Origin of the sequence: Bacillus sp. MHSD_36, assembly GCF_030757775.1 — a bacterium.
In the GTDB taxonomy this organism is placed as follows: domain Bacteria; phylum Bacillota; class Bacilli; order Bacillales; family Bacillaceae_G; genus Bacillus_A.
On record NZ_JAVBIS010000002.1, the window covers coordinates 918306 to 943837 of the forward strand.

Below are 25532 nucleotides of genomic sequence, written 5' to 3' on the forward strand. Positions count from 1 at the left end.
GTTATTACAAATATGAGTTAAGTGAACTACCCTTCGCTTAGAATCTCCAAAGAGCTTACTTAAAGCTAAGGCTTCTCGGTTAATCGTTACTCTTCATAACTAACGAATCCGTCTTACGACAGCCGGGCTATCTCCCTTGTTCCAAAGGTTGTTTTATTTAAATATATTCTAAAACATGTTACATGTTCCGTCAAACTAAACTGCAATTTTTTCTTCAACTGTTTCTTCTACTTTTACTCGTTTATCATAAATGCTCGTTGCTATAATTGCTACTACAAGCATTACCATGATTGCTATAAACAATACTTCCATATTGTATAAATCAACAATTGCTCCGCCAACGACCGGTCCGAACATTTTTCCTACAGTCGCCGCGCTATTTACCACACCTTGATAAAAACCTAACTTATCTTTTGGCGCAAGTATATTTGCAATGGTCGGAACTGCTGGCCATACGAATAGCTCACCAATTGTTAATGTTACCATCGCAACGAGGAACATCGTAAATTGCTGCGCTTGACTTAACACAATAAATGATGCCGCAAAAATGATAATTCCAATCATAATTTGTTGTTTTAAAGAACGCTTCATCCAGCGAATTAACATACTAACTAATGGCTGCGCACAAACAATCATCGCTCCGTTTATCGTCCATAATAAACTGTAGTGACGAAGACTAATGTTTAATTCTTGCATATGTGTTGCAATTGCTCCTTGCCACTGTACGTATGTAACCCAGCATAAAGCATATGCTACACATACGATAAGAAGTGCTTTGAATCCAGGTGTAAGCGACCAACCTTTTTTCGTCTCAACTTCTTTTTGCACACCTGGCTCTTTCTTGTCTTCCATACCACGGAATCCAATAAAAGCAATTAAAAAGAAAACAAAGTATAAAATAAAGTTCGCTAAGAAAATATAATCAAATCGATACGATGCAACTAATCCACCACATGCTGTTCCGATCGCAATACCAACGTTTTGTCCAACATACATCGCATTAAATGCTCGTCTTCCACCCTCTGGCCAAACCGTACCAACCATCGCGTACATCGATGGGAAGACCATTCCAGAACCGAAGCCAATTAACGCTAGCCACACAACATATAATGGCCAACCGTGGAAGAACACAAGACCTAAAATTGATACGAGTGTAATGACAATCCCTACTAAAGTTGATTTATAACCGCCCCATTTATCAAATAAAACACCGCCGAGCAAGTTTCCGATTACACCAGTAAGCGAGTTGATCATTAATACCATTCCGGCCACAGATAAAGATTTTCCTAGGTGATCATGCAAATAAATTGTATTAAAAGGCCATAAAAAAGAAGCACCCGTGACATTAATAATCATCCCAGCTACTAATAGCCATACTTTCCTTGGCATAGTCTCCCCTCCTATTCTATTTTTTCGTTCATCTATAACAGTAAAATTGTAGTCGTTTTTAAATAGGAAGGCAACTGATTAATAGTTGATGAAATTCTGATAACGGTTTATCGGTAAATGAAATTATATTGATTACTGTTTGAAAATATATCAGCGATTATTAAAATATATCGACTTACCGACAAAAAATGACAGCAGTAACAATAAAAAAAGAGGAGATTACATGAAGTTCACGCAGCCTCCCCTTATTTATACTATCCAACTTCTTTTTCTCGCTTCGCACGTTCTTTAGCACTCCATTTAAATACCTTATCTAGTAGGAAGTATATTCTCCCAGACTCTTTCGTTAATAACGGTCCTAACGATGCCAATATTAAAACGTACAGTGCAGAGAACGGTTTAATCGCTGCCATTAAGCCACCCGCAATACCGATATTTGCTACAATAATGGAGAACTCTCCGCGTGATACAAGTGTTAAACCGATATTCGTAGAAGCCTTATGCGATAACCCGGCTTTACGTCCTGCAATCATTCCAGCTGTAAAATTACCGATGAGTGTAATGAGCACTGCTCCTAATGCCAACCACACTGCTCCCCCAAGCGAAAACGGATCTATACTTAAACCGAAACTGAAAAAGAATATGGCCCCAAAGAAATCACGAAACGGGACGACGAGGTGTTCGATCCGATCGCTATGCTCTGTTTCAGAAAAGACAAGCCCTAACAATAACGCTCCAATCGCTTCTGCAACATGAATCGTTTCTGAAAACCCTGCTACAAAGAATAAAATAGCGAATATTACGATAATAAAAATTTCATTTGATGAAATATCTAATATTTTATTTAAGAACGGCGTAGCTTTTCTAGCAATTACGAAGAATAGTAGCATATATCCTACTGCGATTAACACCGATGTAAGAGCACCTACAAATGATGTTGCCCCACCGAGTACTAACCCTGAAACGACTGATAAATATACAGCTAAAAAGATATCATCAAACATAATGATTCCTAATATTAGTTCAGTCTCTTTATTACCAGATCTTCTTAAATCAACAATTACTTTTGCAACAATTGCACTTGATGAAATTGTGATGATTCCAGCAATAATTAACGTTTCTAGTAAAGGGAAGCCCATCACATATCCATAAAGCAAACCTAATATGAAATTAAGCGATATGTGGACAGTCCCCCCAAAAGCAATCGACTTTCCTGATTTAATTAATTTTTTTATTGAGAATTCTAAGCCTAAATAGAATAGGAGGAATATGACGCCAACACGGCCGAGGAATGAAATAACTTCTCCGCTTTCAATAAACCTTAAATCGATAAGTCCTAAATCTGGGGCATGAGGCCCCACTAACATACCGAGTATAATGAGAAACGGAATAATCGAGAACTTTAACTTCGCAGCGAGGATAGCTGCAAAAGCTACTAATACTAACGCAGTTCCAACTTCAAAGATTAAAGTATCCATCGATTAGGAATCACCTCCTGCTGAAAGCAATTCATTAATAATTCTTTTCACTTCATGTCTCGCGCCCGATAATACAAGCATATCGCCAGCTTCAATAATAGAATCTGGACCTGGATTAAAGAATTTCTTCATATTCTTTTTCAAAATCGCAATAATCGTTACGTTATATGTTTTTCTAACATGTAAGCTACCGATTGTTTGTTGTACTACTGGCGCATGATTTTCTACCTTAAACCATTCAATTGATAATCCTTCAAAAGCCATCTCAATTGTGTCTAACGCTTGCGGTCTATATACCATTCCGCCTAATATAGCCGCAATTTGTCTCGCTTCAGAATCACGAAGAGAAATGCTTGAAACACTCTCATCGTGATCCGCATCAAAATGATACATTTCTCTTCGGCCATCATCATGAATAACGATAACCATTTTTTCATTACCTTTTGTTATAACTTCGAATTTACATCCAATGCCCGGTAGTTCACTCTCTCTAATGTTCATATGTTCCGCCTCCTAAAGTTTTTAGTTACGGCTTTTACAAATCTACGTCAATTTCTGTTTTAAACTTCTCATCTTTTGAGATTCCTAAATACTTGAGCGTCTCAGATGGAGTCGCGTGATGAAAATGCTTTTGTAATAGCGCAATCGCTATTCCTCTTTTGTACGCGTGATATCCAAATGTTTTTCGCATTGAGTTCGTTCCAATCTTTCCAGCAATCCCAACAGCTTCAGCTGCATTATGAATAACGCGATACGCTTGTTGACGCGAGATTGAATTTTTCGTTTTATTCGATTGAAATACGTAGTTTTCTCTTTGAACATCAATAGATTGTACATACTCTAAAAGTGCTTCTTTTACTTTTGTATTTAAATAAATATCTTGTTTAAATTTTTCATCTTTCACAGGAAGAGAGTAGAACTCTTTAACAGTTCCATCTTCATTTAATACCTCTTCAAATTTCATACTAAGTAGTTCAGTAATCTTTAATCCAGTGTTAATTCCAATAACAAATAAAAGATAATCTCGCTGCGAGTGCTCTTTTAAATACTTTTTCATAGCCTCAATTTGACTTATATCTTTTAATGCCTCTACAACTTCCATACATGTATCTCCTCATCTTATGAACGGTAATTTTCTCATTATCCTGTCCATTTTACCTTATCATACTATGAGATTTCCATGTATTATCCATTATTTTCACAATATACGACTTAGGTCTGACAGTTCTTCATTTGGAAATTTACGATTGTACAAATACGGTGTGGGTAGAAAAATAGGGGGTACAAGTTCAGCTTCTTTCTATAGATTGGATTCCTCCTTTCATTTTTCAGTTGCTGATACTCACATATTATGTTACTTATTTACATTATATTATACATTTCAGTAACATTAAAGTATTTTTCTGAAAATATAAAAAACCGAGTGCTTTTACTCGGTTTTTTACGTATTAATCTTCTTTTGGAAGAACAATTCCTTTATACAATTGAACTGTAATGAAGTAATAAATCGCATAAATAACTACGAAAATTACGATTGGTACCCAAATACGGAAGTAAGGATCCATTAAAATAAATCCGAAAATATTCATACCAACTAATACGTGGGCGATACCCACAATTGCCGGGAATAAGAATACTAAGAATAACTCTTTATAAATCGATTTCGTTAATAACTCACGGCGCACACCGATTTTACGAAGCATTTGATAACGCGTAATATCTTTTGATGCACCGGAAAGAATTTTAAACATTAAACAACTTGCCATCATTGCTAGGAACGCAATTCCAAGGAAGAATCCCATAAATACAGTTCCGCTCGCAATGCCGTAGAATCCATTGTAAGCTTGATATTTACTATCTAATCTTTCAGCTTTTATATTTTTATATTTATCTAGCTGCAACTCGTCAAGTTTTTTCCATTCTTTTGTATATGTTAAGAAATCATCTACTTTTCCGATAAATGCTATACCTTCTTTACCATTTATCTCATCGTACATTTTTTGATCTACAATTTTAATTGCATGATCCTGGTATATATAAAATGGCTGAATTGTTCTGAAAGCATCGTCCCATTCTTCTGGAAGTTCTTTCGCATTCGCATCTTTTTCATTCATCTCTCTAGAAACTGCGCCTACTGGTAGTTCCTGTGAAGCTTTTTTCGTATTCACTAAATCTTTCATTGACTTCACATTTTCCATATCTTTTACTAACGGACGATTTTTCTCTAAATCTTCTTTTACATAGTAAACGTATTTATCATCAACTTTATAACGATATTCGCTTTTCTCTTTAAATGTAATACCGTCTAAAATTTTCTTTTCGTCAGCTGTTGGGTTATGAACTACTGAATCATATATTACTAAACCGTCTACCATTTTTATAACGTTATTTTTAAACGCCATACCTCCTGAAATTGCACCCGCTCCAAGTGCAACTAACATTGCTACTGTTGCAAGTACTTTCGTTAAGCTATTAATACGGAAGTTTAATTGGGCGAACGTAAAAGCGTTAAGTCCTTTTTCACTACGTTTTTTATTACTCTTTAACTTTTTAATAATAACCGGAAGAAGAGATCCAAATAACATGTAAGTACCAGCTGTTGTTGTAACTAATGCAATAAGGATTCCCATCTCTCTTAGTTTTTCCATATAAATCATTGATGCATATCCAATGCCTAATAAAATAACCGCAAGGAATGCAACTAAACCTGTCATTTTTCCTTTTACTGCAACACGCTCTGTTTGTGCGTCTGCATGTACAAGTTGCAGTACAGAAATACGTGATAATTTAATACTGTTCATAATTGCTGATAATACAAATAATGCAAAGAAGAAAATACAAGTAACAGTCATAGATGGTAAATAAAATGCTTTATACCCTTCACCAGCAAATTCAAGCTGTTTCATTAATAACTGTCCAATACCTTCTGCAAGTCCTACACCAACTGTAATACCAATCGCAAGAGACGCAGCACCTAATACAATCGTTTCAATAAACATAAGTAATGTAACTTTATGTTTTTTCGCACCTAACATCATATACATACCAAATTCTTTTTGGCGAAGAGATAATAAGAATGAGTTTGCATATAAAATGTAGAAGAACGTTATAATGGCTAGTAAAAATGACCCTGCTTGGAATACGAATCCGATTGATTGAATAACTGAATTAGATTCGATAAACGCTTTATTCAATGCTAACGTTTGGAACATGTAAAAAATTGAAATCGACATGACAAGACCGACAAGTAAGACGATATAATCTTTCAGCTTACTTTTCAGCCCAGACATAGAAAGTTTAAATAACATACTGGAACCTCCTTTCTTACGCTTTTTGTGTACCTAAATCTGCAAGTACATCTAAAATTTCTTTGTAGAACTCTTCACGCGTACCACCGCGATGAATCTCTTTATATAACTCACCATCTTGAATGAATAAAATACGCTGACAGTAACTTGCACTGTATGGATCATGCGTAACCATCATAATCGATACGCCTTGATCTTTATTTAAATTTGTCATCGCATCAAGTAAACTCGTTGCATTTTTAGAATCAAGAGCTCCTGTTGGCTCGTCCCCTAAAATAATTGCTGGCTCATGCACAAGTGCGCGCGCTGCTGCTGAACGTTGTTTCTGTCCACCAGATACTTCAGATGGATACTTTTGAAGAATTTCTGTAATCCCTAACATATCCGCTACTTTTTCTACTTTCGGTCCAATATTACGTGATGGAACACCTTGAAGAGAAAGTGGAAGTGCAATGTTTTCGTAAATAGATAAGTTCTCTAATAAGTTAAAGTCTTGGAAGATGAATCCTAATTTTTGTGAACGGAAATCAGAAAGCTCACCTTGTTTCATTTTCGTAATATCTGTTCCTGCAATTTCAACAACGCCGCCCGTTGCTTTATCAAGCGTTGAAATTACATTTAATAAGGTTGTTTTACCAGAACCAGATGGTCCCATAATCCCAACAAACTCACCCTCTTGAATCGAGAATGAAACACCTTTTAACGCGTGTGATTGGTTCTCACCTTTTTTACCGTACACTTTTTGAACGTTTTTCACGTCTACAACTGGTTTCGTCATATATATCCTCCTACGCTTGTTTTTCCATTACCTATTTTGCGCCTTTTGGGGGTGAACTGCTATTTGTTAACATTACATTTACCTTACACTTTTGTAATATAAAAAAGGTGGGCGTGTAAGGTTCATTGGTACATGAAATTTTATTAGTGATTCTCACAATATATCGACTTACCGCCAAAAGATGACAATAAAAAGTGGGCTGTTCCACAAAAGGAACAGCCCACTTCTCTCTTTATCCCACTTTAATGGGCAGTAAGACCCCCACCTCAAAATGCAGCGAAAGCAAAAAGGTTAGGTGGGGGATCAACTGCCCATAAAAGTCCGATTGGTGAGGGCTGATAATCAGTGGGGATGAAGAAAACCCCCACTGATTAAAGTTTCACTTTATTTCTTTAAAGGTGTTACCGCCCAATACGTAATAACACGCCAAATCCATTCTAGTGGACCCATTTTAAAGATTTTCATCCAAATCACACTAAACAAAATTTGAATTGCATAAATTGCAATACATACATATAACGTCTGCATATAAGTTAAATTTCCTGCAAAGTTAAATACACTTCCTGCGATTAAAATCATTGCAGTTTGACCGATATAATTTGTTAAAGCCATACGGCCATAATATTTCAGTGGCGCTAACAATGTTTGAACTGGTTTTAATTGAAGTAGTAAAATTAATGCTCCCACATAGAAAGCTGAAATGATTGGCCCAACTGTAACACCAATTTTTAAAAATTGGCTTGCAGCATCCATTGTTCCGTCCTCATTCATTAGTATCATATTTACAAATGGATCAGCAGGCACATGCCCGTATTGATACCATACAGCTGCGACACTTAAAACAAACATAATACCTGTAAAAATAGCGACTTTTTTTATATTTTGCGCAAGATTTTCAAATACACGATATTGTCCTGCAGCAAGCCCTAATAAAATTAAGCCAAGTGGTAATAATTCTTTAACACCCATTACACTAAAGGCAATTGTTAAAATAAGGCCAATAACTAAGTTCACTTGTTTTTTCGCTTTATAAAATGGTAAAACGATTAACCCGCAAATTGCATATAACGTTAATGCTTCTCCAGGTTGAAACATGTAATGAATCAAACCGAAAATAAATAGTGCAACTAAGCGGCGTAGAAATAAAACATACCCATTTTTCCCCTTTGCAATTGCTCTAGAGATAAAGATATAGAATCCCACTCCAAATAAGAATGAGAAGATTGAGAAGAAACGACCTTCTACAAATAAGTATAAAAACCTTTGATAACTAGCATCCACTGTATTAGGATCTGGAATTTTAATGTTAAGTAGTGCAAGAATATTTACTAAAATAATCCCCAGTAATGCGAAGCCACGAATGTAATCTAACTCATCAATTCGTTTGTTTGTAATATTGTTCCCCATAAAGCAGCTCCTTGTATAAAATTTAATCCTCCCTTACTCTACTGGAAATGTGATCTTACAACTATCGGCAAACCTTACAGTAATCTTACATTATTGTCATATAGCAAAATAAAACCAGGTCATATTTCGACCTGGTCTACTCTGATTGCTTCGATTTTTGCGGTTGTCCTTTTTTACTGTTACGCTGTTTCACTTGAACAATCGGATCCAGTTCATTTGAAAACTCTGCGTTATGCCCATTTTGCGTTTTTTGCTCTGGGTTATTTTGATCTGAACGTTTCGCCATTACATTCACTCCTTATTAGTGCGGTGTAATAATCATTTGATGTTGCAGTTGGCGAATTGCCATGCGTGCTCTATTTAATTGCTCACGTTGCTCATCATTTGCATGTTGCTGCATCGTTTGTAAATCGTTATATGCTTGTTCTAATTGTAACTGCGCATCTGCATACTCCATCGTATTATAATGCTCTTGTCTCATACCAAGATCTAATTGTTCTTTCGCATATTCCACAGCTTGCTCCGCTTGTGTAATATACGATTCAAGTGATTGACGCTCTGCCATAATTGTCCCTCCTTGCTTCAATTCCCCTTTAGTGTGTCCCTTCCATCTCTACCTTATGAGTATGTTATAATGGATTTTGTTTCATTTTGACTCGGCTTAGGAGGGAAAGTAATGAAGGTTCAAAACCCTTTTCCATATTCAAACGACAATAAACGTTATCATACATGGAATTACCATTTACGAAATGAATTTGGTGAAAAAATCTTTAAAGTTTCATTAGATGCTGGCTTCGATTGCCCGAACCGTGACGGTACAGTCGCTTACGGTGGTTGTACATTTTGCAGTGCTGCCGGATCTGGTGATTTCGCTGGTGATCGCCGCGATGATGTTATAACGCAATATCATGAAATGAAAGAAAAAATGCGCTCAAAGTGGAAAGATGGCAAATGTATCGCTTATTTCCAAGCGTACACAAATACACATGCACCACTTGAAGTGTTAAAAGAAAAATTCGAGCCGCTTCTAGCAGAAAAAGACGTTGTCGGTATTTCTATCGCAACTCGTCCAGATTGTTTACCAGACGATGTCGTTGAATATTTAGCGGACTTAAATAAACGCACATACCTTTGGGTTGAACTCGGTTTACAAACCGTTCATGAACGAACTGCAAACCTTATTAATCGCGCTCATGATTATCCGTCTTATGTGGAAGGCGTAAATAAATTGCGCAAACACGGTATTAGAGTTTGCTCTCATATTATTAACGGTCTTCCACTTGAAGATTACGACATGATGATGGAAACAGCTCGTGAAGTAGCGAAGCTTGATGTACAAGGAATTAAAATTCATTTACTTCATTTATTAAAAGGAACGCCAATGGTGAAGCAATATGAAAAAGGACAACTAGAATTCCTTTCTCTTGAGGATTACGTAAGTCTCGTTGTTGACCAACTTGAAATAATTCCAGAAGACGTAATTGTGCACCGCATCACAGGTGACGGCCCACCTGATTTAATGATCGGTCCAATGTGGAGCTTAAATAAATGGGAAGTATTAAATTCCATCGATGCAGAATTTGTACGCCGCGGAAGCTGGCAAGGAAAATATGCAAATAAGGAGAAACAACAATGAAATTAGAACGTGTATTACCGTTTGCTCGCTCGCTTCTGCAAACGGCTGTTAAAGAAGGCGATTACGCTGTAGATGCAACACTTGGAAATGGTCATGACACATGCTTCCTAGCTGAAATCGTTGGGGATAACGGAAAAGTATTTGGATTTGATATTCAAAAAGAAGCAATTGAAAGCTCAACAACTCGTCTTAAAGAGAAGGAGCTTTTTGAACGTACTGTTTTAGTTCACAATAGTCACGATACGCTTCTATCCGTACTACCAGAAGACGCAAAAGGAAAAGTAACAGGCGCTATCTTCAACTTAGGTTACCTTCCTGGCGGTGACAAACATATCGTCACAAAACCGAACTCAACAATTTCGGCAATTGAACAATTACTAGAAGTAATGGCACCTGAAGGAATCATCGTCCTTGTCATTTACCACGGACACCCAGAAGGACAAGTAGAACGTGACGCTGTTCTCAAATTTGCAGAAGAACTAGACCAAAAACAAGCTCACGTACTGCGATATGGCTTCATTAACCAGCAAAATAACCCGCCATTTATTGTGGCGATTGAGAAGCGCTAATATACCGACGATTCGACACACTATACCGACTTATCGACAAAACATAACAAAAAAAGACGTGCAGTCATTGCACGTCTTTTTCTTATTCTCCTATATAATGGATGTATACAATATTTGAAGAAAGAAGGATAGAACTTTGCTAGTAGAACTAAGGGGAATTCAAAAAAAGTATGGCAAATCACTTATACTAGACAACATTGATTTATCCATTCCAGAAGGGGAGGCGCTCGCTATTATTGGCGGGAACGGTACTGGAAAAAGTACTCTACTCAAAATAATTGCAGGATTTATTTCACCTACAGCAGGGACACTTCAAAGAAAAGAACATATACAAATCGGCTATGTACCTGAGCATTTTCCTGAAGGGATTCGTTTTACATTAGAGGATTATTTATACCATCTCGGCCATATTCACGGTTTATCAACAAAATATTTAAAAGATAAAATTCCGACACTTCTTGAGTCTTTTCATTTACATCATGCAAGACATTCCGTTGTACGAAACTTTTCAAAAGGCATGAAACAAAAAACAGGCATTATGCAAGCATTGCTTACAGACGTCCATTTATTAATTTTAGATGAACCTCTTTCTGGACTTGATCCTAACTCACAGCAAGAATTAGAACATATTTTACTCTCATTAAAACAACAAGGTATATCCGTGCTCTTCACATGTCATGAAAAACAACTACTAGAAAACTTTGCCGATAGAATTTTGACGTTAGCAAATCATACAATCACGGAAGATATCTCTGTGCAAAAAGGGGCAGAACAAGTCTATATTGAAGCAATCGTTCACGACACATTTTCAGCGATAGAACTACGAAAGCAATTAGGATTTATACACGTTGCACACAATTCAAATCAAAACCTTATTCAATTACAAATCGAAAAAGAATATACAAACGAAATGCTTCAGTTTTTATTACATAAAAAAGCATCTATCACACTGCTACAACCTAACTTTTAAATCGAAAGAAGGTTCATTATGTTTGCTCTTATTCGTTATCACTTTCTCGACTATACAAAATCGTATAAGTACGTCCCTCCTATTGCGATGTACTTTGTGAGCTTACTTTTTGTATATGCATATAAACCGACTCCTATTGTGCCGACATACTTAGAAACGGCACTCGCACTTTATTTATTATCTGCCTGGATTACAGTCACAATTTTTCATACAGAAGACCCTGTACAAGAACAAATTACGATTTCTCACACAAATAATATTTCCGCACTATATGTTGGTAAATATATTACGGCTCTTCTCATTTGTACCGTGTTATCTTTTATATCTGTAATCTATCCAATTATTTTGCAAATGTTTAATGAAGAAATGACAGTTTCTTTATTTTTAGTCGGATTTCTCGCTCATATGTCTTTCTCTATACTTGGAATTTCAATCGCAACTTTATTTACTAGAAATATGATTCCAAAAGCAAGCACCGCTTGGCTTAGCCTTACATTCATATTACTTATAACGATCGCCTCCATCCGATTTAAAAAAGAGTTACTATGGTTTTTACCACCTGTCGAAAGCCTTCTAATGCTTGGTCAATACAAATATAATATACTGACTCACACGCTATGGCTCACAGCTTGGGCTATCGCATATTCATTTTTATTACTCACTTTATTTCTTTTTATCGTTCGCAAAAAACGTTTTTAATTACATATTAAAGGAGACAAAACAATGATCGGAATACTAGCAGGAATGGGACCAAAATCAACTGGGCCATTCGTTGATACAGTTATAGCAAAGTGCCAAATAATATACGGAGCAAAACATGATATGGACTTTCCTCATATGATGATTTACTCGTGCCCAACACCGTTTTACATGGATCGTCCTATTGATCATGAAGCAATGAAAAAAGCGATTATTGAAGGGGCACAAAAACTTGAAAGTACTGGCGTAGACTTTATCGCTATGCCGTGCAATACGGCTCATCTTTATTTCGAGGCATTACAGCATTCTCTGTCCATTCCGATTTTAAATATCGTCGATGAGACGTTACAAGCAATTCCTGAAAATATAAAAAGAGTCGCTCTTCTCGCAACAGAAGCGACTGTTCAAGCTGGTATTTATCAAGACGGGATTGCAAAACGTAATATAGAATACATTCATCATGAAAAATGGCAGACAATGACTAATCAAATTATTACTTATATTAAATCTGGAGAAGTGGAAGCAGCTCGAGCATTATGGAATGCGCTCGTTGTGCAGTTAAAAGATGAAGTAGATACCACCATTATCGCATGCACTGATTTGAATGTTGTGGCGAGTGAAGATTTTGTTGATTCTGCTCAATGTCTTGCTGAGGCGGTTGTTAGGATGTATCTATCAAATATAAAGAAATCTTCGTAAACATAGAAAACATCCTTTCTGAAATGTGTTTTATGTTTGATGAAAATCCCAAAAACTTTTAACATTTTTCACAATTACTTCAAAATATCCACACTTAATCTCGCTATATTAAAATGAGGAATTTATTCATATAGGGAAGGTTAGGGGAACTGAAAGTATGAAAGTAAATCGTTCGCTTCATTACATTTTTTGGCGTTGGCATTTTTATGCTGGGCTTTTTATTACGCCGCTTCTTATTACGTTGTCACTGAGCGGAATTGGGTATTTATTTCGGGAAGAGGTTGAAGATTTCATCTATAAAGATTTATATTTTGGGAAGAGCGCCCAAACAGAGTCTATTTCGATGTCTGATTCTATTTCCTTAACCGAGAAAAAATATCCACATTATAGTGTGGCGAAAATTAGTGAGTTTAATGGGGATTATAATACGAGGCTTACTATTGCAAATGAATATACAGGGCAACAAAAGTATGTGTATTTAGATAGCAATAATCAAATTGTTGGAGATCAAAACGCAAGTGAAACGTTTGCGAATATAATGAGGGAATTACATAGTTCTCTTTTAGTCGGTGGCACTGTCGTCAACTATATTGTAGAACTTGCGGCATGCTGGACAATCTTTTTAATTGTAACTGGGTTGTATATGAGTATACGACAGTTCAAAAACACACCGGCATCTAATAAACGAGAAAAAGCAAAACGACGTCATTCTATTATCGGTATTATATTTACAATTCCACTCGTTCTGCTAGTCGCATCTGGATTGCCATGGTCAGGGTTTATGGGTAACCAAATTTATAAAATCGCATCGTCAAATGAATCGCTCGGATATCCAAAGTTGTATATGGCACCACCTGAATCAAAGGTAAAAGAATTGCCGTGGGCAACAAGAAAAGAAGCTCCTCCTGAATCGAATTCGAGTGAGCCAAAAGCAATTTCTGTCGATGAATTACAAAAAGGAATTGAAATAAAGAAACCATATGTCATCTCATTACCAACTGATCCGAAAGGCGTATTCACTGTTTCGAAATCAAGTGGTTCTGGTATTACGGGTATGCATGTCGCACCAAATGAAGAAATAACAGCTTATTTTGATCAATATAGCGGAGAGCTTATTTCCAAAATGGACTATCGTGACTATGGATTATTTGCACAATGGTTCACTTACGGTATCCCGCTTCACGAAGGTCATTTATTCGGATGGCCAAATAAAATATTATGCTTACTAACGACATTATCTTTATTACTTCTTATTTATTACGGAGTAAAAATGTGGTTTGCAAGAAAGCCGAAAGGAAAATTAGCAGCACCGCCAAAGCAAAGAGATAAGAAAAGCATATTCGTTTTCTTTATCATGATGGTTATACTAGGCGCTGTCATGCCTTTATTCGGACTATCTGTTTTAGTGATTTTTGCGATTGAACTTCTTATATATGTATTTTCAAAAATACGATCATAGTAAAAAAGCATTTGTACTCCCTTGTACAAATGCTTTTTTATTTACTATTTTCTTTTTTTCTACCACTTATTAAAAAGACGATATCTACTATAATAATTGCGCCAATTATTACCTGGGGCACATAATCCATCATAGTAGGACCACTTGGCCTATTCATCATCATATATATTCCAGTTACAAATGAAATGGAAAGTAGCACGAGTAATGTAACCTCAATATGGTCATATAGCTTTTGAAACAATCTCTTCATTTCCGCCACCATTTTTACCATATTATAACATAAAACCACTCTACATGAGTGGTTTTATTCATCACTGCGCCGTTTTCTTTCGGTACATCTTCCCGTTCCAATAGAAGAATCGTGAAGTGAGACCTCCGTATTTTACAATACGCCGTGCCATTTTGTGCATATTCTTTTGTGCTGATACTTTTTGGTCTGATAAATAAATACCAAGTAACCCGCGGCTTATGAGACGATGAAACTTCGCATGAGGCAAATCACCAATGCTCTTCTCTGCTTCTTCTACAAAATGTTTCATACGATCTAATATCACTTGCTCGTTTTCGTAATAACTACAGAAATTCAAATCTCCGCCGATGCGGTCTTCTTCTTGATCAATGAAATAATCAAGTAAAATGTGAAGTCCTTGTACGTAAGGGAAGTACCCTTGTCTAATTTTCGCAATATCTTCATCATGTAATTCATCATGGAATGCATATGCGACAAGACAGAAGATTCCAAGCGTAGAACCGGCACATGCTGAAAATTCAAACCAACTCATCTCCGGTAAGTTTTCTTTATGTGCTTCAAACCACGTTTGTAATCGTGGTTCTCTTTCTTCTAATTTTACATGTTTATGAATTTGCAAATCACAATAATAACAAGCAAGTTCATGAAGAATAGGAGCAATTTTATCATAGTGCTTCGTTTTCTTTAAAACATCTTGGCATGTTTCAACAAGTTCATCTAAATAACCACCATCATCTTGATCATCACGATAACGATAATAATTACCGCCACCTTCTACTTCAGGTGATAATGCCATTAGCATAGATTCATGCAGTGCAGCAAAATCATTCGGATCAAGTGATGTACTGCGATCACATAAATTATCTAAATAGTCGCTGATCGTTTGATACGCTACGATAAAACGAATACATTCCTCTCGGTGCTCATTTGCTAATAGTGATAAAATGCCACCGCCTTCGCAATGAAACGTTTTATGCTCAATACTTGCGATTGCCTGACTATGAAGCTCATCATTCGGAATATGGTAGGCACGCTCTTTCCACATCGCTAGCTCATGGTGTACAACCGGAAACACATCACGGTATACTTTCGCCATGAGCGTTATGGGATTACTCGGTACGTTCACTTCTTCCTTCATCTCCTCTATTCAATGTACAAATAATTTACTTATTTGTTTGTTTCTATTATGTTATTGATGCGTATTTCAGTAAATGACTGAATATAATTCAAAATTTCATCACGCTCATACTCATTTAATAACTCGTGATAACAATTCGGCCATTCTTTAAAAGCCTTATCACTTATTTTAACATTATCAAACCAAGTGCGGACACGTATTTTATCTACAAGTTTATCCTCACAAGCTTGCATTAGCAAGAGTGGAACGTCTGGAAAATCATCTATTTTCTTATGAGCAATTTCGATAGACTTAATCAATTCACTATACCAACGTACTGATACTTTGCGCAAGAACAATGAATCATTCTCCATCGCGTCCCTAACTTCATGATTACGAGTTGACATTTCCACTGTAAGATTCGTTGCAAATTGCAATTTTGGGGCGATAATATTTAATATTTTTGAGGCAGCTTGAAGTGGCGCTGAAGGTCCAGCTAATACGCCTAAACATGGTGAACTTAAAATAATGCCGTCTACATCTTCTCTCTTCGTTTCCTGCATCATGCGAATAACGATAAGACCACCCATACTATGACCAAATATAAAAATAGGTAACCTATACTTTCTTGCCTCTTTCACCCATAATTTAACTTCCTCTATGTATTCATCAAATGAATCAATATGTCCTCTATTTCTTGAAGTCGTTCCATGTGACGGAAGGTCTCCCATCACAACGTGGTAGCCGTTATGATTCCACATTTCCGCAACAGCCTCGTAACGTCCGTGATATTCCATCGCGCCGTGCACAATAACGATTACAGCCTTTGCTTCCTCCGCTTCATAATTCCACATACGGACCTCCTCCATTTCACTCTTTTTCATAATTTGATACACTTAAACTAGTCTCTAGGAAAGGAAGGCTTTACATGATATATCCTTACAAAGAAAAAAATCCGAAAATTGCGAGTAGTTCTTTTATCGCTGACTATGTTACCATTACAGGCGATGTTTCCATTGGCGAAGAATCAAGTATTTGGTTTAATACAGTCATCCGTGGTGATGTGTCACCAACAATCATTGGAGATCGAGTAAATGTACAAGACCAATGTACACTCCACCAAAGTCCACAATATCCTCTTATTTTAGAGGATGATGTTACAGTTGGGCATCAAGTTATTTTACATAGCTGCCATATTAAAAAAGATGCTTTAATTGGAATGGGATCTATTATATTAGATGGTGCTGAAATTGGCGAAGGAGCTTTTATCGGCGCTGGAAGCCTCGTTTCACAAGGAAAGAAAATCCCACCAAACACGTTAGCTTTCGGTCGCCCAGCGAAAGTCATTCGTGAATTAACAGAGGAAGACCGTAAAGACATGGAGCGAATTCGCACACAATATGTTGAGAAAGGTCAGTACTATAAATCATTACAGAAGTAACTTTTCCAGCTGCCATTAAAGTGGCAGCTTTTTTTATAAAAACTAACTTTTTCTTTACAAAACATTATTACTCCCTCAATAAAATCTTATTAAAATAAAAGCTAATATCTCCATATATATGTAAGCGAGGGAGGAGAATTTTCATGAAGGCCAGTGGACTGTATAAAATAGAATGTTACATTTTCAAGGGAATTAACCGATACTTTGATCAAAAAACATTAAATATCTTTTTCAGCAATATTACTCATATAGGTGGTGCTACTTTCTCAATCACACTTACACTTTTCTTTTTAATGTTCGCAAAAGGGACTTTGCATCAAGCTGCAATCGCATCTGCTATTTCTTTAGCAATTAGCCATATTCCTGTACAAATATTAAAAAGATGGTATCCGCGAAAACGTCCTTATTTAACAATTCAGGATGCGAAATATCCAGTCCATCCATTAAAAGACCACTCTTTCCCGTCTGGTCATACAACAGCCGTTTTCTCTGTCCTTATTCCATTTATTTGCTATAATCCAAGTTTATTTGTTTTTTTATTACCGTTAGCATTATGCGTCGGTATTTCGCGCATTTATTTAGGGCTTCACTATCCATCTGATGTATTTGTCGGTATGTGCCTCGGCACTTGCTCTGGCATCATCTCTTTTTATCAAGTCATCCCACTTTTCACATAAAGGAGTGATATGATGAGAGTCGCCATTTTTACCGATACTTTTACACCACAAGTGAACGGGGTTGCGAAAACATTAGAACGATTAACACGTTACTTTCAGAAAGAAAAAATCGCCTATTCTGTTTTCGCCCCTCAGCATACAGCTGAAGATAATTTCGTGGCCAATGTGAACAAGATGAGAAGTATCCCGTTAACAATATTATATCCAGAATGTCGCTTTTCTTTTCCTACTCCGCGCATTAAACGAGAACTTCTTTCCTTTAAGCCTGACATTATTCACATTGCTACACCTTTCAACATGGGACTTTGTGGATTGTATTATGCAAAAAAGTTAAACATCCCAGTTGTCGGTTCTTATCATACTGATTTCGATGCTTATTTACGCTATTATAAAATCGAATTTCTCTCTCATATGCTTTGGAACTATTTAAAATGGTTTCATAGTCATATGCAAAAAAATTTCGTTCCTTCCTTTGAAACGTTACATCAATTAAAACATAAAGGCTTTCATTCCCTCTCCATATGGGGACGTGGTGTAGATTGCACACTTTTTCATCCATCTTACAATACAGACCTATTCCGAAAAAAATATAATATTACAGCGAAGTATGTCCTTTCCTATGTTGGACGGATTGCCCCTGAAAAAGATATTGATACGTTGCAACACCTTATCGTGAAAACAGCGCATACTCAAAATGACATTCATTGGCTCATCGCAGGAGACGGTCCTCTAGCAACAAATTTACGTGAAGCTGTTCCGAAAGCAAATGTCACTTTTACTGGATATTTACAAGGTAAAGATTTAGCTGAAGCATATGCTTGTTCTAACATTATGGTATTTCCATCTGCTACTGAAACGTTCGGAAATGTCGTACTCGAATCACTTGCATGCGGTACACCTGTCATCGGTGCAAATAGTGGTGGGGTTAAAAATATTATTACAGATGGAAAAACAGGAATTCTTTGCCCACCCAAACATGCGGATTCATTTCTATCATCCATCCATTCTCTATTGCGAAATGAAGAGCAGCTTATACAAATGGGCATAGCGGCTTCATCTTATGCTAAAACAAAAAGCTGGGATGAAATTTTTCGTGGCTTACTTGACCAATATGAAGAAGTCCTTCAGCACACCGCATCAGAATTACTCGCTTAAACAGAAGAACTCCCTTCGTCTAGTTGAAGGGAGTTTATTACACAGTTATAAATTTTAGTTTCATAATTGATACATAAGGTTAAACATTGTTTTATTTCTATATTCATTATACCAAAAATAAACATAACTAAACAGACTTGTAATAAAAACCCATAAAAATTAATATATGGTTATACAGTATTTTAACTGTATAGTGATTTTAAGAAATTCCCCTTAAAATCAACTTACTCACATACCTTTATACAGTAATTGTTCCCCAATTTCTGTATACCAAAAAACCTTTCATTCATTTGAAAGGTCTTTTTGAGCCTGCACATATTCTTCTTTCGTATTCACATTTATAAACCAATCCGCATTCGCTTGTACATCTTCACCAACAATATACTTCACATTACATTGTGATAAAAGCTGGCCCATACTTCTTTTTTCTTCCTGAAGCAAAGCATAAATCTTTTCTTTCACGCGGTTATGATACGCTGCAAGTAACGGTTGTTTCCTTCCATTAATAATAGGTACAACCGCATCATATTCATTGCTCGTTTGCTCTAGCAAAATGGTAAACCATTCTTGCGAAACATTTGGCGCATCGCAAGGCATAATAGCGTACCAATCTGCTTCTATATATTCCATTCCTGATACAATTCCAGCAAGTGGGCCATTTCCTTTATAATGCGGAATATCTTCTATAACAGGAACTTGTACGAGTTGCTCTACTCGCTCTTTTAGATCAGAATGACTAATGACCACAACTTCTTGGAGCGCATTTGTCATTACTTTCACAATATGCTCTATAAAAGTACTACCTTGCCAGCCCGCTAACGCTTTCGGCTCACCGAATCGACTCGACATACCGCCTGCTAATACAATTCCAGCATACTTACTCATTGACGATGCAGCTCAAATGTAATATGACCTAATTCCGGTAAAATTAATTTATTCATCGCAAGACGAACTGCTCCGCTAGACCCTGGCATGGAAAAGACAACTTTGTGCCCAATTGTACCGCCGATTGCTCTACTTAACATCGCGCTGCTTCCTATATCTTCTAAATAACTAATCATGCGGAACAACTCACCAAACCCGACAATTTCTTTATGTAATAACGCTGATACCGCTTCAATCGTCACATCACGTTTCGTAATACCAGTACCGCCATTTGTTAACACGACATCAACATCTTCCCGATGATAACCAGCTAACACCGCTTGCTGAATACTTTCTTTATCATCTTTTACAATTTCATAAGAGGTCACTATATGCCCTGCTTCTTTTAATAATTCATGTAATAGCTGTCCGCTCTTGTCCGTCTCTTCTGTACGTGTATCGGAGATCGTTACGATTTTGCAACGCACTTCTTTCGGTGCTTGTTTTTTATGTTCAGTTACGCTCATTTTATATCTTCCCTTTCCTAAAGTCTTTTCTTCATTTTATCATACCTATCTTTACACAATTATGTATGAAGTCGTTAATACACCATGCTACAATATAAGTATATAAAACCACAAAAAGGAAAATATACTTTCTTATACTCCTAGACTACACATCATTAGCTACTCTTTAAATCCTCTTATATTTTCCACATAGTAGATTTCATTTTAAATTACAAAATAATTTGGAGGTTCACTCACTATGGAACTTTATAAAAAACTAACAACAACATTCATCCTCTTATTCGTCGCTTCCATCACTGTCGGATTTTCTCTAAAAGGCGCAATTCCATACGCTACATTCGTAAGCATTATATTCGCAACACTATTTTTACTAAGCAGTGCCTTTTGCGCAGGGAAAGCACGCCAAATGAAAGGATGATTACATATGTTCAAGAAAAAACCAATCCTTTGTAAATCATGCGGGAAAGAAATACAAACATATGAAAAAGCGTGGATTCATATGCCATTTCCGGCGAGCGGTATGACGAATATGAAAAAGTACATTGAGCTAGACGGAGAAGTTTATTGTAGCTCGTGTGTTGGGATAATGAACAAAGACCAGTAAATACAAAAGGGGTGTTTACATTGTTTGAATCAAACCGTGTCCAGTTACGAAAGTTTTCCGAAGATGATATTCTAACATATTATAAATGGCATAATGATATAGACGTTATGAGTTCAACTACACTCAATCTTGATAAATATTCCTTTCAAGATACAGAAAAACTTTGCCAGCAATTTATTCATTCTTCAAACGCTAAGAGCTATATCATTGAAGAAAAAGCTACGAACCTTTCAATTGGTATTACTTCTTTAATTCACATTGATCCGTATAATCGAAACGCTGAATGCATTATTGATATTGGTAAAAAGGATTACTGGGGGCAAGGTTATGGGAAGGAAGCTTTCACTTTATTATTGAATTATGCATTTTTAGAATTAAATTTACATCGCCTTTCTTTACGAGTATTTTCTTTTAACGATAGAGCAATTCAATTATATAAATCACTCGGTTTTCAACATGAAGGAACTTGTAAAGAAGCTATATTCCGCAACGGCACTTGGCATGACATTGAACTCTTCGCTTTATTCCAACGTAATTATAAATAAAAAAGCTTTGCGCCGTGAGCGCAAAGCTTTTTTTCATATATTATAGACCAGCTTGCTCTTTTAAAGCTGCAGCTTTGTCTGTACGTTCCCATGTTAGATCTACATCAGTACGTCCGAAGTGGCCGTAAGCTGCTGTTTGTTTGTAAATTGGGCGACGTAAGTCTAGCATTTTAATAATACCAGCTGGGCGAAGATCGAAGTTGTTACGAACTAGTTCTACTAGTACGTCTTCAGATACTTTACCAGTGCCGAATGTATCAACTGAAATTGATACTGGTTGCGCTACACCGATTGCGTATGCAAGTTGTACTTCTGCTTTCTCAGCAAGACCAGCTGCTACGATGTTTTTCGCAACATAACGAGCTGCATATGCTGCAGAACGGTCAACTTTTGTTGCATCTTTACCAGAGAATGCACCGCCACCGTGGCGAGCGTATCCACCGTAAGTATCAACGATGATTTTACGTCCTGTTAAACCAGCATCACCTTGTGGTCCACCAATTACGAAGCGGCCAGTTGGATTAATGAAGAATTTCGTTTCTCCATCGATTAATTCTGCTGGTACGACAGCTTTAATTACGTGCTCTTTTAAGTCGCGATCGATTTCTTCCCATATAACATCCGGGTGATGTTGTGTAGAAATTACGATAGTATCAACACGTACTGGTTTACCATTTTCATCATACTCAACTGTAACTTGCGTTTTTCCATCCGGACGTAAGTATGATAATGTATCATTTTTACGTACTTCAGTTAAACGGCGAGCTAATTTGTGAGCAAGCGAGATTGGAAGTGGCATTAACTCTTGTGTTTCATTACATGCGAAACCAAACATTAAACCTTGGTCTCCTGCACCAATTGCCTCAATCTCAGCGTCAGTCATTTGACCTTCGCGTGCTTCTAGCGCTTGGTCAACACCCATAGCGATGTCAGCAGATTGCTCATCGATAGATGTTAAAACTGCACAAGTTTCTGCATCGAATCCGTATTTTGCGCGTGTGTAACCAATGCCTTGGATTGTTTCACGAACGATCTTTGGAATATCTACGTAAGTAGAAGTCGTAATTTCCCCCGCTACCAATACTAAACCAGTTGTTACAGTTGTTTCACAAGCTACACGTGCATTTGCGTCCTTTGATAAGATCGCATCTAAAATTGAATCAGAAATTTGGTCACAAATTTTATCTGGATGTCCTTCAGTTACAGACTCAGATGTGAACAGATGACGTTTTTTTGTCATGTGGTAAACCTCCCTACAGTAATTGTATATATTGTACGGAACTCATCCTTAATTTGCCACAGATTGCGACATACATTTATTCTCCCACACAAGCATACAGAAAAACCTTTCCTACTTTAATAGAGGAAAGGTTTAATTTGCTACTTGCATACTGCTTTTTGCCCTTCGCTCTTATCGTTCGAGACCTGTAGCCTCGCACAGGTTTTAGCACCTATTCACCTGTATTTACCACTACAAGTGAGGTTGCTGGGCTTCATCGGGCCTGTCCCTCCGCCAGCTCGGGATAAGAGAGTATCCGTCCCAACCTATACTAAAGAAATGATATTCATTTGTCAATTAATATTCACATTTTCCTGAAAGTTTTTCTCAATACACCTAAAATGAAATATTAATAAGGAAATAATGTATTCACACAAACAAAAAGAAATAAATAGTATACATTATTTATATAATTGTGTTATACTCTTGTTGGGGATTACGAGAAATATTTCATTAAATGAAAAGGATGGTATATAAATATGAGTACTGTGAATGTCCAAATTGGTTTACACGAATTATTGAACGGAAGCAATGCACAGATTCAACTAAGTGTTCCGCAATTAGTGGAAAAAGTATTAATGCGAAATGAAGGGAAATTAACTTCTACTGGTGCCGTTTCTGCTTCAACAGGAAAATATACAGGACGTTCTCCTAAAGATAAATTTATTGTGAAAGAAGCATCGGTTGCTGACAAAATTGCTTGGGGAGCAGTGAATCAACCGATTTCTGAAGAACATTTTAATAAATTATATACTAAAGTTTTAGAATACTTAAAAGAGAAAGAAGAGTTATTCGTCTTCAAAGGATTTGCAGGCGCTGACCGCAATTACCGCCTACCAATTCAAGTTATTAACGAATATGCATGGCACAATCTATTTGTACATCAATTATTCATTCGTCCAACTGAAGAAGAATTAACAACTCATGAATCAGAGTTCACAATTGTTTCTGCACCGAATTTCAAAGCTGATCCAGCTGTTGACGGTACAAACTCTGAAGCATTCATTATGGTTTCATTCGAAAAACGTATCGTACTAATTGGTGGTACAGAATACGCTGGAGAGATGAAGAAATCAATCTTCTCTATTATGAACTTCTTATTACCTGAACAAGATATCCTTTCTATGCATTGCTCTGCAAACGTAGGTGAAGAAGGCGACGTAGCACTATTCTTCGGTTTATCTGGAACAGGTAAAACAACATTATCTGCTGATCCAAACCGTAAATTAATCGGTGATGATGAGCATGGTTGGTCTGATAACGGTGTATTCAATATTGAAGGCGGTTGCTACGCAAAATGTGTAAACCTTTCTCACGAGAAAGAACCACAAATTTTCGATGCAATCAAATTTGGATCTGTTTTAGAAAACGTTATCATTAATAACCAAACACGTATCGCAGACTACAACGATACTACTTTAACAGAAAATACTCGTGCTGCATACCCTATGCATGCGATCGACAATATCGTACTGCCAAGTGTTGCTGGGCATCCAAATACAATCATTTTCTTAACTGCTGATGCATCTGGCGTATTGCCTCCAATCAGTAAGTTATCAAAAGAACAAGCTATGTACCATTTCTTAAGTGGTTACACTAGTAAACTAGCAGGAACAGAGCGCGGCGTTACATCTCCGCAAGCAACATTCTCAACTTGCTTCGGTTCACCATTCTTACCTCTTGATGCATCTCGCTATGCTGAAATGCTTGGTGAAAAAATCGAGAAACACGATGCGAAAGTATTCTTAGTAAACACTGGCTGGACTGGTGGCGAATACGGCATTGGTAAACGTATGAACTTAGGTTACACTCGTGCAATGATTCAAGCAGCATTAAGCGGTGAACTTGCAAAAACAGAAACAGCTAAACATGACATCTTCGGTCTTGAAGTTCCACTTCATGTACCAGGTGTACCTGACGAAGTGTTAATGCCTGAACAAACTTGGGCTGATAAAGCTGCTTACAAAGCAAAAGCAATCGAGCTTGCGAACGAGTTCAAAGCGAACTTCAAAAAGTTCGACAGCGTTTCTGAAGATATTATTAACTTAGGCGGTCCAATCGCTTAAGTACAAACTTTCTGTTGGAATAACCCTTTTACTCATATGAATAAGTGTCGTGTAACCGTAAAGTTTCGCGTACTCACCGACAAAACCCAATGCGGCTTAACGGTTACACACACTTACATAAAAAAGAAGCTTACGTTTTTTACGTAAGCTTCTTTCTATATCTTATCTCTTCATCTATGACTTATCTCTTAAAATTACAGAAAATTCATTTTATAATCATTCATTTTTAGTTTTTTATGATACAATTTACATATACAGGAAAGGATGAGACCTATGGGGAATTTTTCTCGTACAGGAAAAATTTTATTCAGTTACGGAGCGATCCAACTATTTTGGGGACTTGTGATGCTTAACGTTAATTTATTTCAACATACAAGTGAAACGATAAAATATGTTATTCTAATTACCGGAATAATTTGTTGTATTATATCCACCTTTTTTAAAGAACATAAGAGTCATACTAATACGTAATTTCATATTAACTTATTGGAAGCAGAAACCTGCATCTTATGCAAAGTTACGCTTCCTGTTGTAATATCATCACTTACCCCAGAGTAAACCCATTTTCACATAGACAAATTACGGCTTCGAATATATAATTTATATCCCTACTCA

29 protein-coding genes, 1 riboswitch and 1 other annotated feature (1 of these 31 only partly in view) are annotated in these 25532 nt (G+C 36.6%); of the genes, 14 read left to right on the forward strand and 15 right to left on the reverse strand.

Annotated elements, in window-relative coordinates; genetic code table 11:
* Nucleotides 1-8: a binding site (T-box leader), on the reverse strand (it extends 212 nt beyond the left edge of the window).
* Between the two features lie 187 nt (nucleotides 9-195).
* The 9 genes from Q9B79_RS12890 to Q9B79_RS12930 all read right to left on the reverse strand — a co-directional run bounded on the left by Q9B79_RS12890 (nucleotide 196) and on the right by Q9B79_RS12930 (nucleotide 8925).
* Complete coding sequence (locus Q9B79_RS12890) at nucleotides 196-1389, reverse strand: MDR family MFS transporter (protein WP_048529473.1); 1194 nt, start codon at nucleotides 1387-1389, stop codon at nucleotides 196-198.
* A gap of 254 nt (nucleotides 1390-1643) precedes the next feature.
* Entirely contained in the window at nucleotides 1644-2867 is a 1224-nt protein-coding gene (locus Q9B79_RS12895) for a cation:proton antiporter (protein ID WP_306184730.1), read from the reverse strand.
* A gap of 3 nt (nucleotides 2868-2870) precedes the next feature.
* Nucleotides 2871-3368, reverse strand: coding sequence for a cation:proton antiporter regulatory subunit (locus Q9B79_RS12900; protein ID WP_061531264.1), 498 nt, complete (start codon nucleotides 3366-3368; stop codon nucleotides 2871-2873).
* A gap of 34 nt (nucleotides 3369-3402) precedes the next feature.
* A complete protein-coding gene (locus Q9B79_RS12905; protein WP_306184732.1) occupies nucleotides 3403-3969 on the reverse strand; it encodes a tyrosine-type recombinase/integrase in 567 nt (188 codons plus the stop codon).
* A gap of 346 nt (nucleotides 3970-4315) precedes the next feature.
* Nucleotides 4316-6175: an FtsX-like permease family protein gene (locus Q9B79_RS12910; RefSeq protein ID WP_306184734.1), complete on the reverse strand. Its 1860-nt coding sequence runs from the start codon at nucleotides 6173-6175 to the stop codon at nucleotides 4316-4318.
* Nucleotides 6176-6191: 16 nt separating this feature from the next.
* A complete protein-coding gene (locus tag Q9B79_RS12915) occupies nucleotides 6192-6953 on the reverse strand; it encodes an ABC transporter ATP-binding protein (protein WP_000165844.1) in 762 nt (253 codons plus the stop codon).
* A 384-nt stretch (nucleotides 6954-7337) separates the two neighbouring features.
* Nucleotides 7338-8360 carry a DUF418 domain-containing protein gene (locus Q9B79_RS12920; protein WP_306184737.1) on the reverse strand — a complete coding sequence of 341 codons (1023 nt, stop codon included), beginning with the start codon at nucleotides 8358-8360 and terminating at the stop codon, nucleotides 7338-7340.
* 136 nt (nucleotides 8361-8496) lie between these two features.
* Nucleotides 8497-8646, reverse strand: a complete 150-nt coding sequence (locus tag Q9B79_RS12925; RefSeq protein WP_001129340.1) for a hypothetical protein — start codon at nucleotides 8644-8646, stop codon at nucleotides 8497-8499.
* 15 nt (nucleotides 8647-8661) lie between these two features.
* The gene (locus tag Q9B79_RS12930) at nucleotides 8662-8925 is read right to left on the reverse strand and encodes a YtzC family protein (protein WP_088316425.1); all 264 of its coding nucleotides are present in this window, start codon (nucleotides 8923-8925) and stop codon (nucleotides 8662-8664) included.
* Between the two features lie 111 nt (nucleotides 8926-9036).
* On the opposite strand from Q9B79_RS12930, the gene mnmL reads away from it, so the two are divergent.
* The 6 genes from mnmL to Q9B79_RS12960 all read left to right on the forward strand — a co-directional run bounded on the left by mnmL (nucleotide 9037) and on the right by Q9B79_RS12960 (nucleotide 14392).
* A complete protein-coding gene (gene mnmL, locus Q9B79_RS12935) occupies nucleotides 9037-9996 on the forward strand; it encodes a tRNA modification radical SAM protein MnmL/YtqA (protein WP_306184741.1) in 960 nt (319 codons plus the stop codon).
* Nucleotides 9993-10565 (forward strand): tRNA 5-(aminomethyl)-2-thiouridylate-methyltransferase MnmM, encoded by a 573-nt coding sequence (gene mnmM, locus Q9B79_RS12940; protein ID WP_306184743.1) that lies wholly within the window; start codon nucleotides 9993-9995, stop codon nucleotides 10563-10565. Before mnmL ends, mnmM begins: the two co-directional genes overlap by 4 nt.
* 136 nt (nucleotides 10566-10701) lie before the next feature.
* Nucleotides 10702-11535, forward strand: coding sequence for an ABC transporter ATP-binding protein (locus tag Q9B79_RS12945; RefSeq protein WP_306184745.1), 834 nt, complete (start codon nucleotides 10702-10704; stop codon nucleotides 11533-11535).
* Between the two features lie 18 nt (nucleotides 11536-11553).
* Nucleotides 11554-12234, forward strand: a complete 681-nt coding sequence (locus Q9B79_RS12950; RefSeq protein WP_306184747.1) for an ABC transporter permease — start codon at nucleotides 11554-11556, stop codon at nucleotides 12232-12234.
* Nucleotides 12235-12258: 24 nt separating this feature from the next.
* Complete coding sequence (locus Q9B79_RS12955; RefSeq protein ID WP_306184749.1) at nucleotides 12259-12933, forward strand: aspartate/glutamate racemase family protein; 675 nt, start codon at nucleotides 12259-12261, stop codon at nucleotides 12931-12933.
* Between the two features lie 157 nt (nucleotides 12934-13090).
* Nucleotides 13091-14392 carry a PepSY-associated TM helix domain-containing protein gene (locus Q9B79_RS12960; RefSeq protein ID WP_306184751.1) on the forward strand — a complete coding sequence of 434 codons (1302 nt, stop codon included), beginning with the start codon at nucleotides 13091-13093 and terminating at the stop codon, nucleotides 14390-14392.
* 37 nt (nucleotides 14393-14429) lie between these two features.
* Here the strand turns inward: Q9B79_RS12960 and Q9B79_RS12965 are convergent, their stop codons facing one another.
* The 3 genes from Q9B79_RS12965 to Q9B79_RS12975 all read right to left on the reverse strand — a co-directional run bounded on the left by Q9B79_RS12965 (nucleotide 14430) and on the right by Q9B79_RS12975 (nucleotide 16613).
* Nucleotides 14430-14642 carry a hypothetical protein gene (locus tag Q9B79_RS12965; RefSeq protein ID WP_306184753.1) on the reverse strand — a complete coding sequence of 71 codons (213 nt, stop codon included), beginning with the start codon at nucleotides 14640-14642 and terminating at the stop codon, nucleotides 14430-14432.
* A gap of 61 nt (nucleotides 14643-14703) precedes the next feature.
* On the reverse strand, nucleotides 14704-15768 hold the full coding sequence (locus Q9B79_RS12970) for a tetraprenyl-beta-curcumene synthase family protein (RefSeq protein WP_306184755.1): 1065 nt from the start codon (nucleotides 15766-15768) through the stop codon (nucleotides 14704-14706).
* 41 nt (nucleotides 15769-15809) lie between these two features.
* Nucleotides 15810-16613 (reverse strand): alpha/beta hydrolase, encoded by an 804-nt coding sequence (locus Q9B79_RS12975; protein ID WP_098669380.1) that lies wholly within the window; start codon nucleotides 16611-16613, stop codon nucleotides 15810-15812.
* Between the two features lie 74 nt (nucleotides 16614-16687).
* Here Q9B79_RS12975 and Q9B79_RS12980 point away from each other — a divergent pair, with 74 nt between their 5' ends.
* The 3 genes from Q9B79_RS12980 to Q9B79_RS12990 all read left to right on the forward strand — a co-directional run bounded on the left by Q9B79_RS12980 (nucleotide 16688) and on the right by Q9B79_RS12990 (nucleotide 19032).
* Nucleotides 16688-17200 carry a gamma carbonic anhydrase gene (locus Q9B79_RS12980; RefSeq protein ID WP_306184758.1) on the forward strand — a complete coding sequence of 171 codons (513 nt, stop codon included), beginning with the start codon at nucleotides 16688-16690 and terminating at the stop codon, nucleotides 17198-17200.
* 143 nt (nucleotides 17201-17343) lie between these two features.
* Nucleotides 17344-17877 carry a phosphatase PAP2 family protein gene (locus tag Q9B79_RS12985; RefSeq protein ID WP_306184760.1) on the forward strand — a complete coding sequence of 178 codons (534 nt, stop codon included), beginning with the start codon at nucleotides 17344-17346 and terminating at the stop codon, nucleotides 17875-17877.
* A 12-nt stretch (nucleotides 17878-17889) separates the two neighbouring features.
* Nucleotides 17890-19032: a glycosyltransferase family 4 protein gene (locus tag Q9B79_RS12990; RefSeq protein ID WP_306184762.1), complete on the forward strand. Its 1143-nt coding sequence runs from the start codon at nucleotides 17890-17892 to the stop codon at nucleotides 19030-19032.
* Between the two features lie 282 nt (nucleotides 19033-19314).
* On the opposite strand, the gene Q9B79_RS12995 is transcribed toward Q9B79_RS12990, so the two are convergent.
* Both Q9B79_RS12995 and Q9B79_RS13000 read right to left on the reverse strand, forming a co-directional pair.
* Entirely contained in the window at nucleotides 19315-19917 is a 603-nt protein-coding gene (locus Q9B79_RS12995; RefSeq protein ID WP_306184764.1) for a molybdenum cofactor guanylyltransferase, read from the reverse strand.
* Nucleotides 19914-20423, reverse strand: coding sequence for a MogA/MoaB family molybdenum cofactor biosynthesis protein (locus Q9B79_RS13000; protein WP_306184766.1), 510 nt, complete (start codon nucleotides 20421-20423; stop codon nucleotides 19914-19916). Before Q9B79_RS13000 ends, Q9B79_RS12995 begins: the two co-directional genes overlap by 4 nt.
* Before the next feature lie 238 nt (nucleotides 20424-20661).
* Here Q9B79_RS13000 and Q9B79_RS13005 point away from each other — a divergent pair, with 238 nt between their 5' ends.
* The 3 genes from Q9B79_RS13005 to Q9B79_RS13015 are packed head-to-tail and all read left to right on the forward strand — an operon-like array spanning nucleotide 20662 to nucleotide 21572.
* Complete coding sequence (locus Q9B79_RS13005) at nucleotides 20662-20841, forward strand: hypothetical protein (protein WP_098669374.1); 180 nt, start codon at nucleotides 20662-20664, stop codon at nucleotides 20839-20841.
* Nucleotides 20842-20847: 6 nt separating this feature from the next.
* A complete protein-coding gene (locus tag Q9B79_RS13010) occupies nucleotides 20848-21027 on the forward strand; it encodes a hypothetical protein (protein ID WP_306184769.1) in 180 nt (59 codons plus the stop codon).
* A gap of 20 nt (nucleotides 21028-21047) precedes the next feature.
* A complete protein-coding gene (locus Q9B79_RS13015) occupies nucleotides 21048-21572 on the forward strand; it encodes a GNAT family N-acetyltransferase (RefSeq protein WP_306184771.1) in 525 nt (174 codons plus the stop codon).
* A gap of 40 nt (nucleotides 21573-21612) precedes the next feature.
* Here Q9B79_RS13015 and metK read toward each other — a convergent pair whose 3' ends face one another.
* Complete coding sequence (gene metK / locus Q9B79_RS13020; protein ID WP_306184774.1) at nucleotides 21613-22812, reverse strand: methionine adenosyltransferase; 1200 nt, start codon at nucleotides 22810-22812, stop codon at nucleotides 21613-21615.
* 168 nt (nucleotides 22813-22980) lie between these two features.
* A riboswitch (SAM riboswitch) is annotated at nucleotides 22981-23102 on the reverse strand.
* A 228-nt stretch (nucleotides 23103-23330) separates the two neighbouring features.
* On the opposite strand from metK, the gene pckA reads away from it, so the two are divergent.
* Nucleotides 23331-24917 carry a phosphoenolpyruvate carboxykinase (ATP) gene (gene pckA, locus Q9B79_RS13025; protein WP_048529517.1) on the forward strand — a complete coding sequence of 529 codons (1587 nt, stop codon included), beginning with the start codon at nucleotides 23331-23333 and terminating at the stop codon, nucleotides 24915-24917.
* Between the two features lie 273 nt (nucleotides 24918-25190).
* On the forward strand, nucleotides 25191-25388 hold the full coding sequence (locus tag Q9B79_RS13030) for a hypothetical protein (protein WP_306184776.1): 198 nt from the start codon (nucleotides 25191-25193) through the stop codon (nucleotides 25386-25388).
* The last annotated feature ends 144 nt before the right edge of the window (nucleotides 25389-25532 follow it).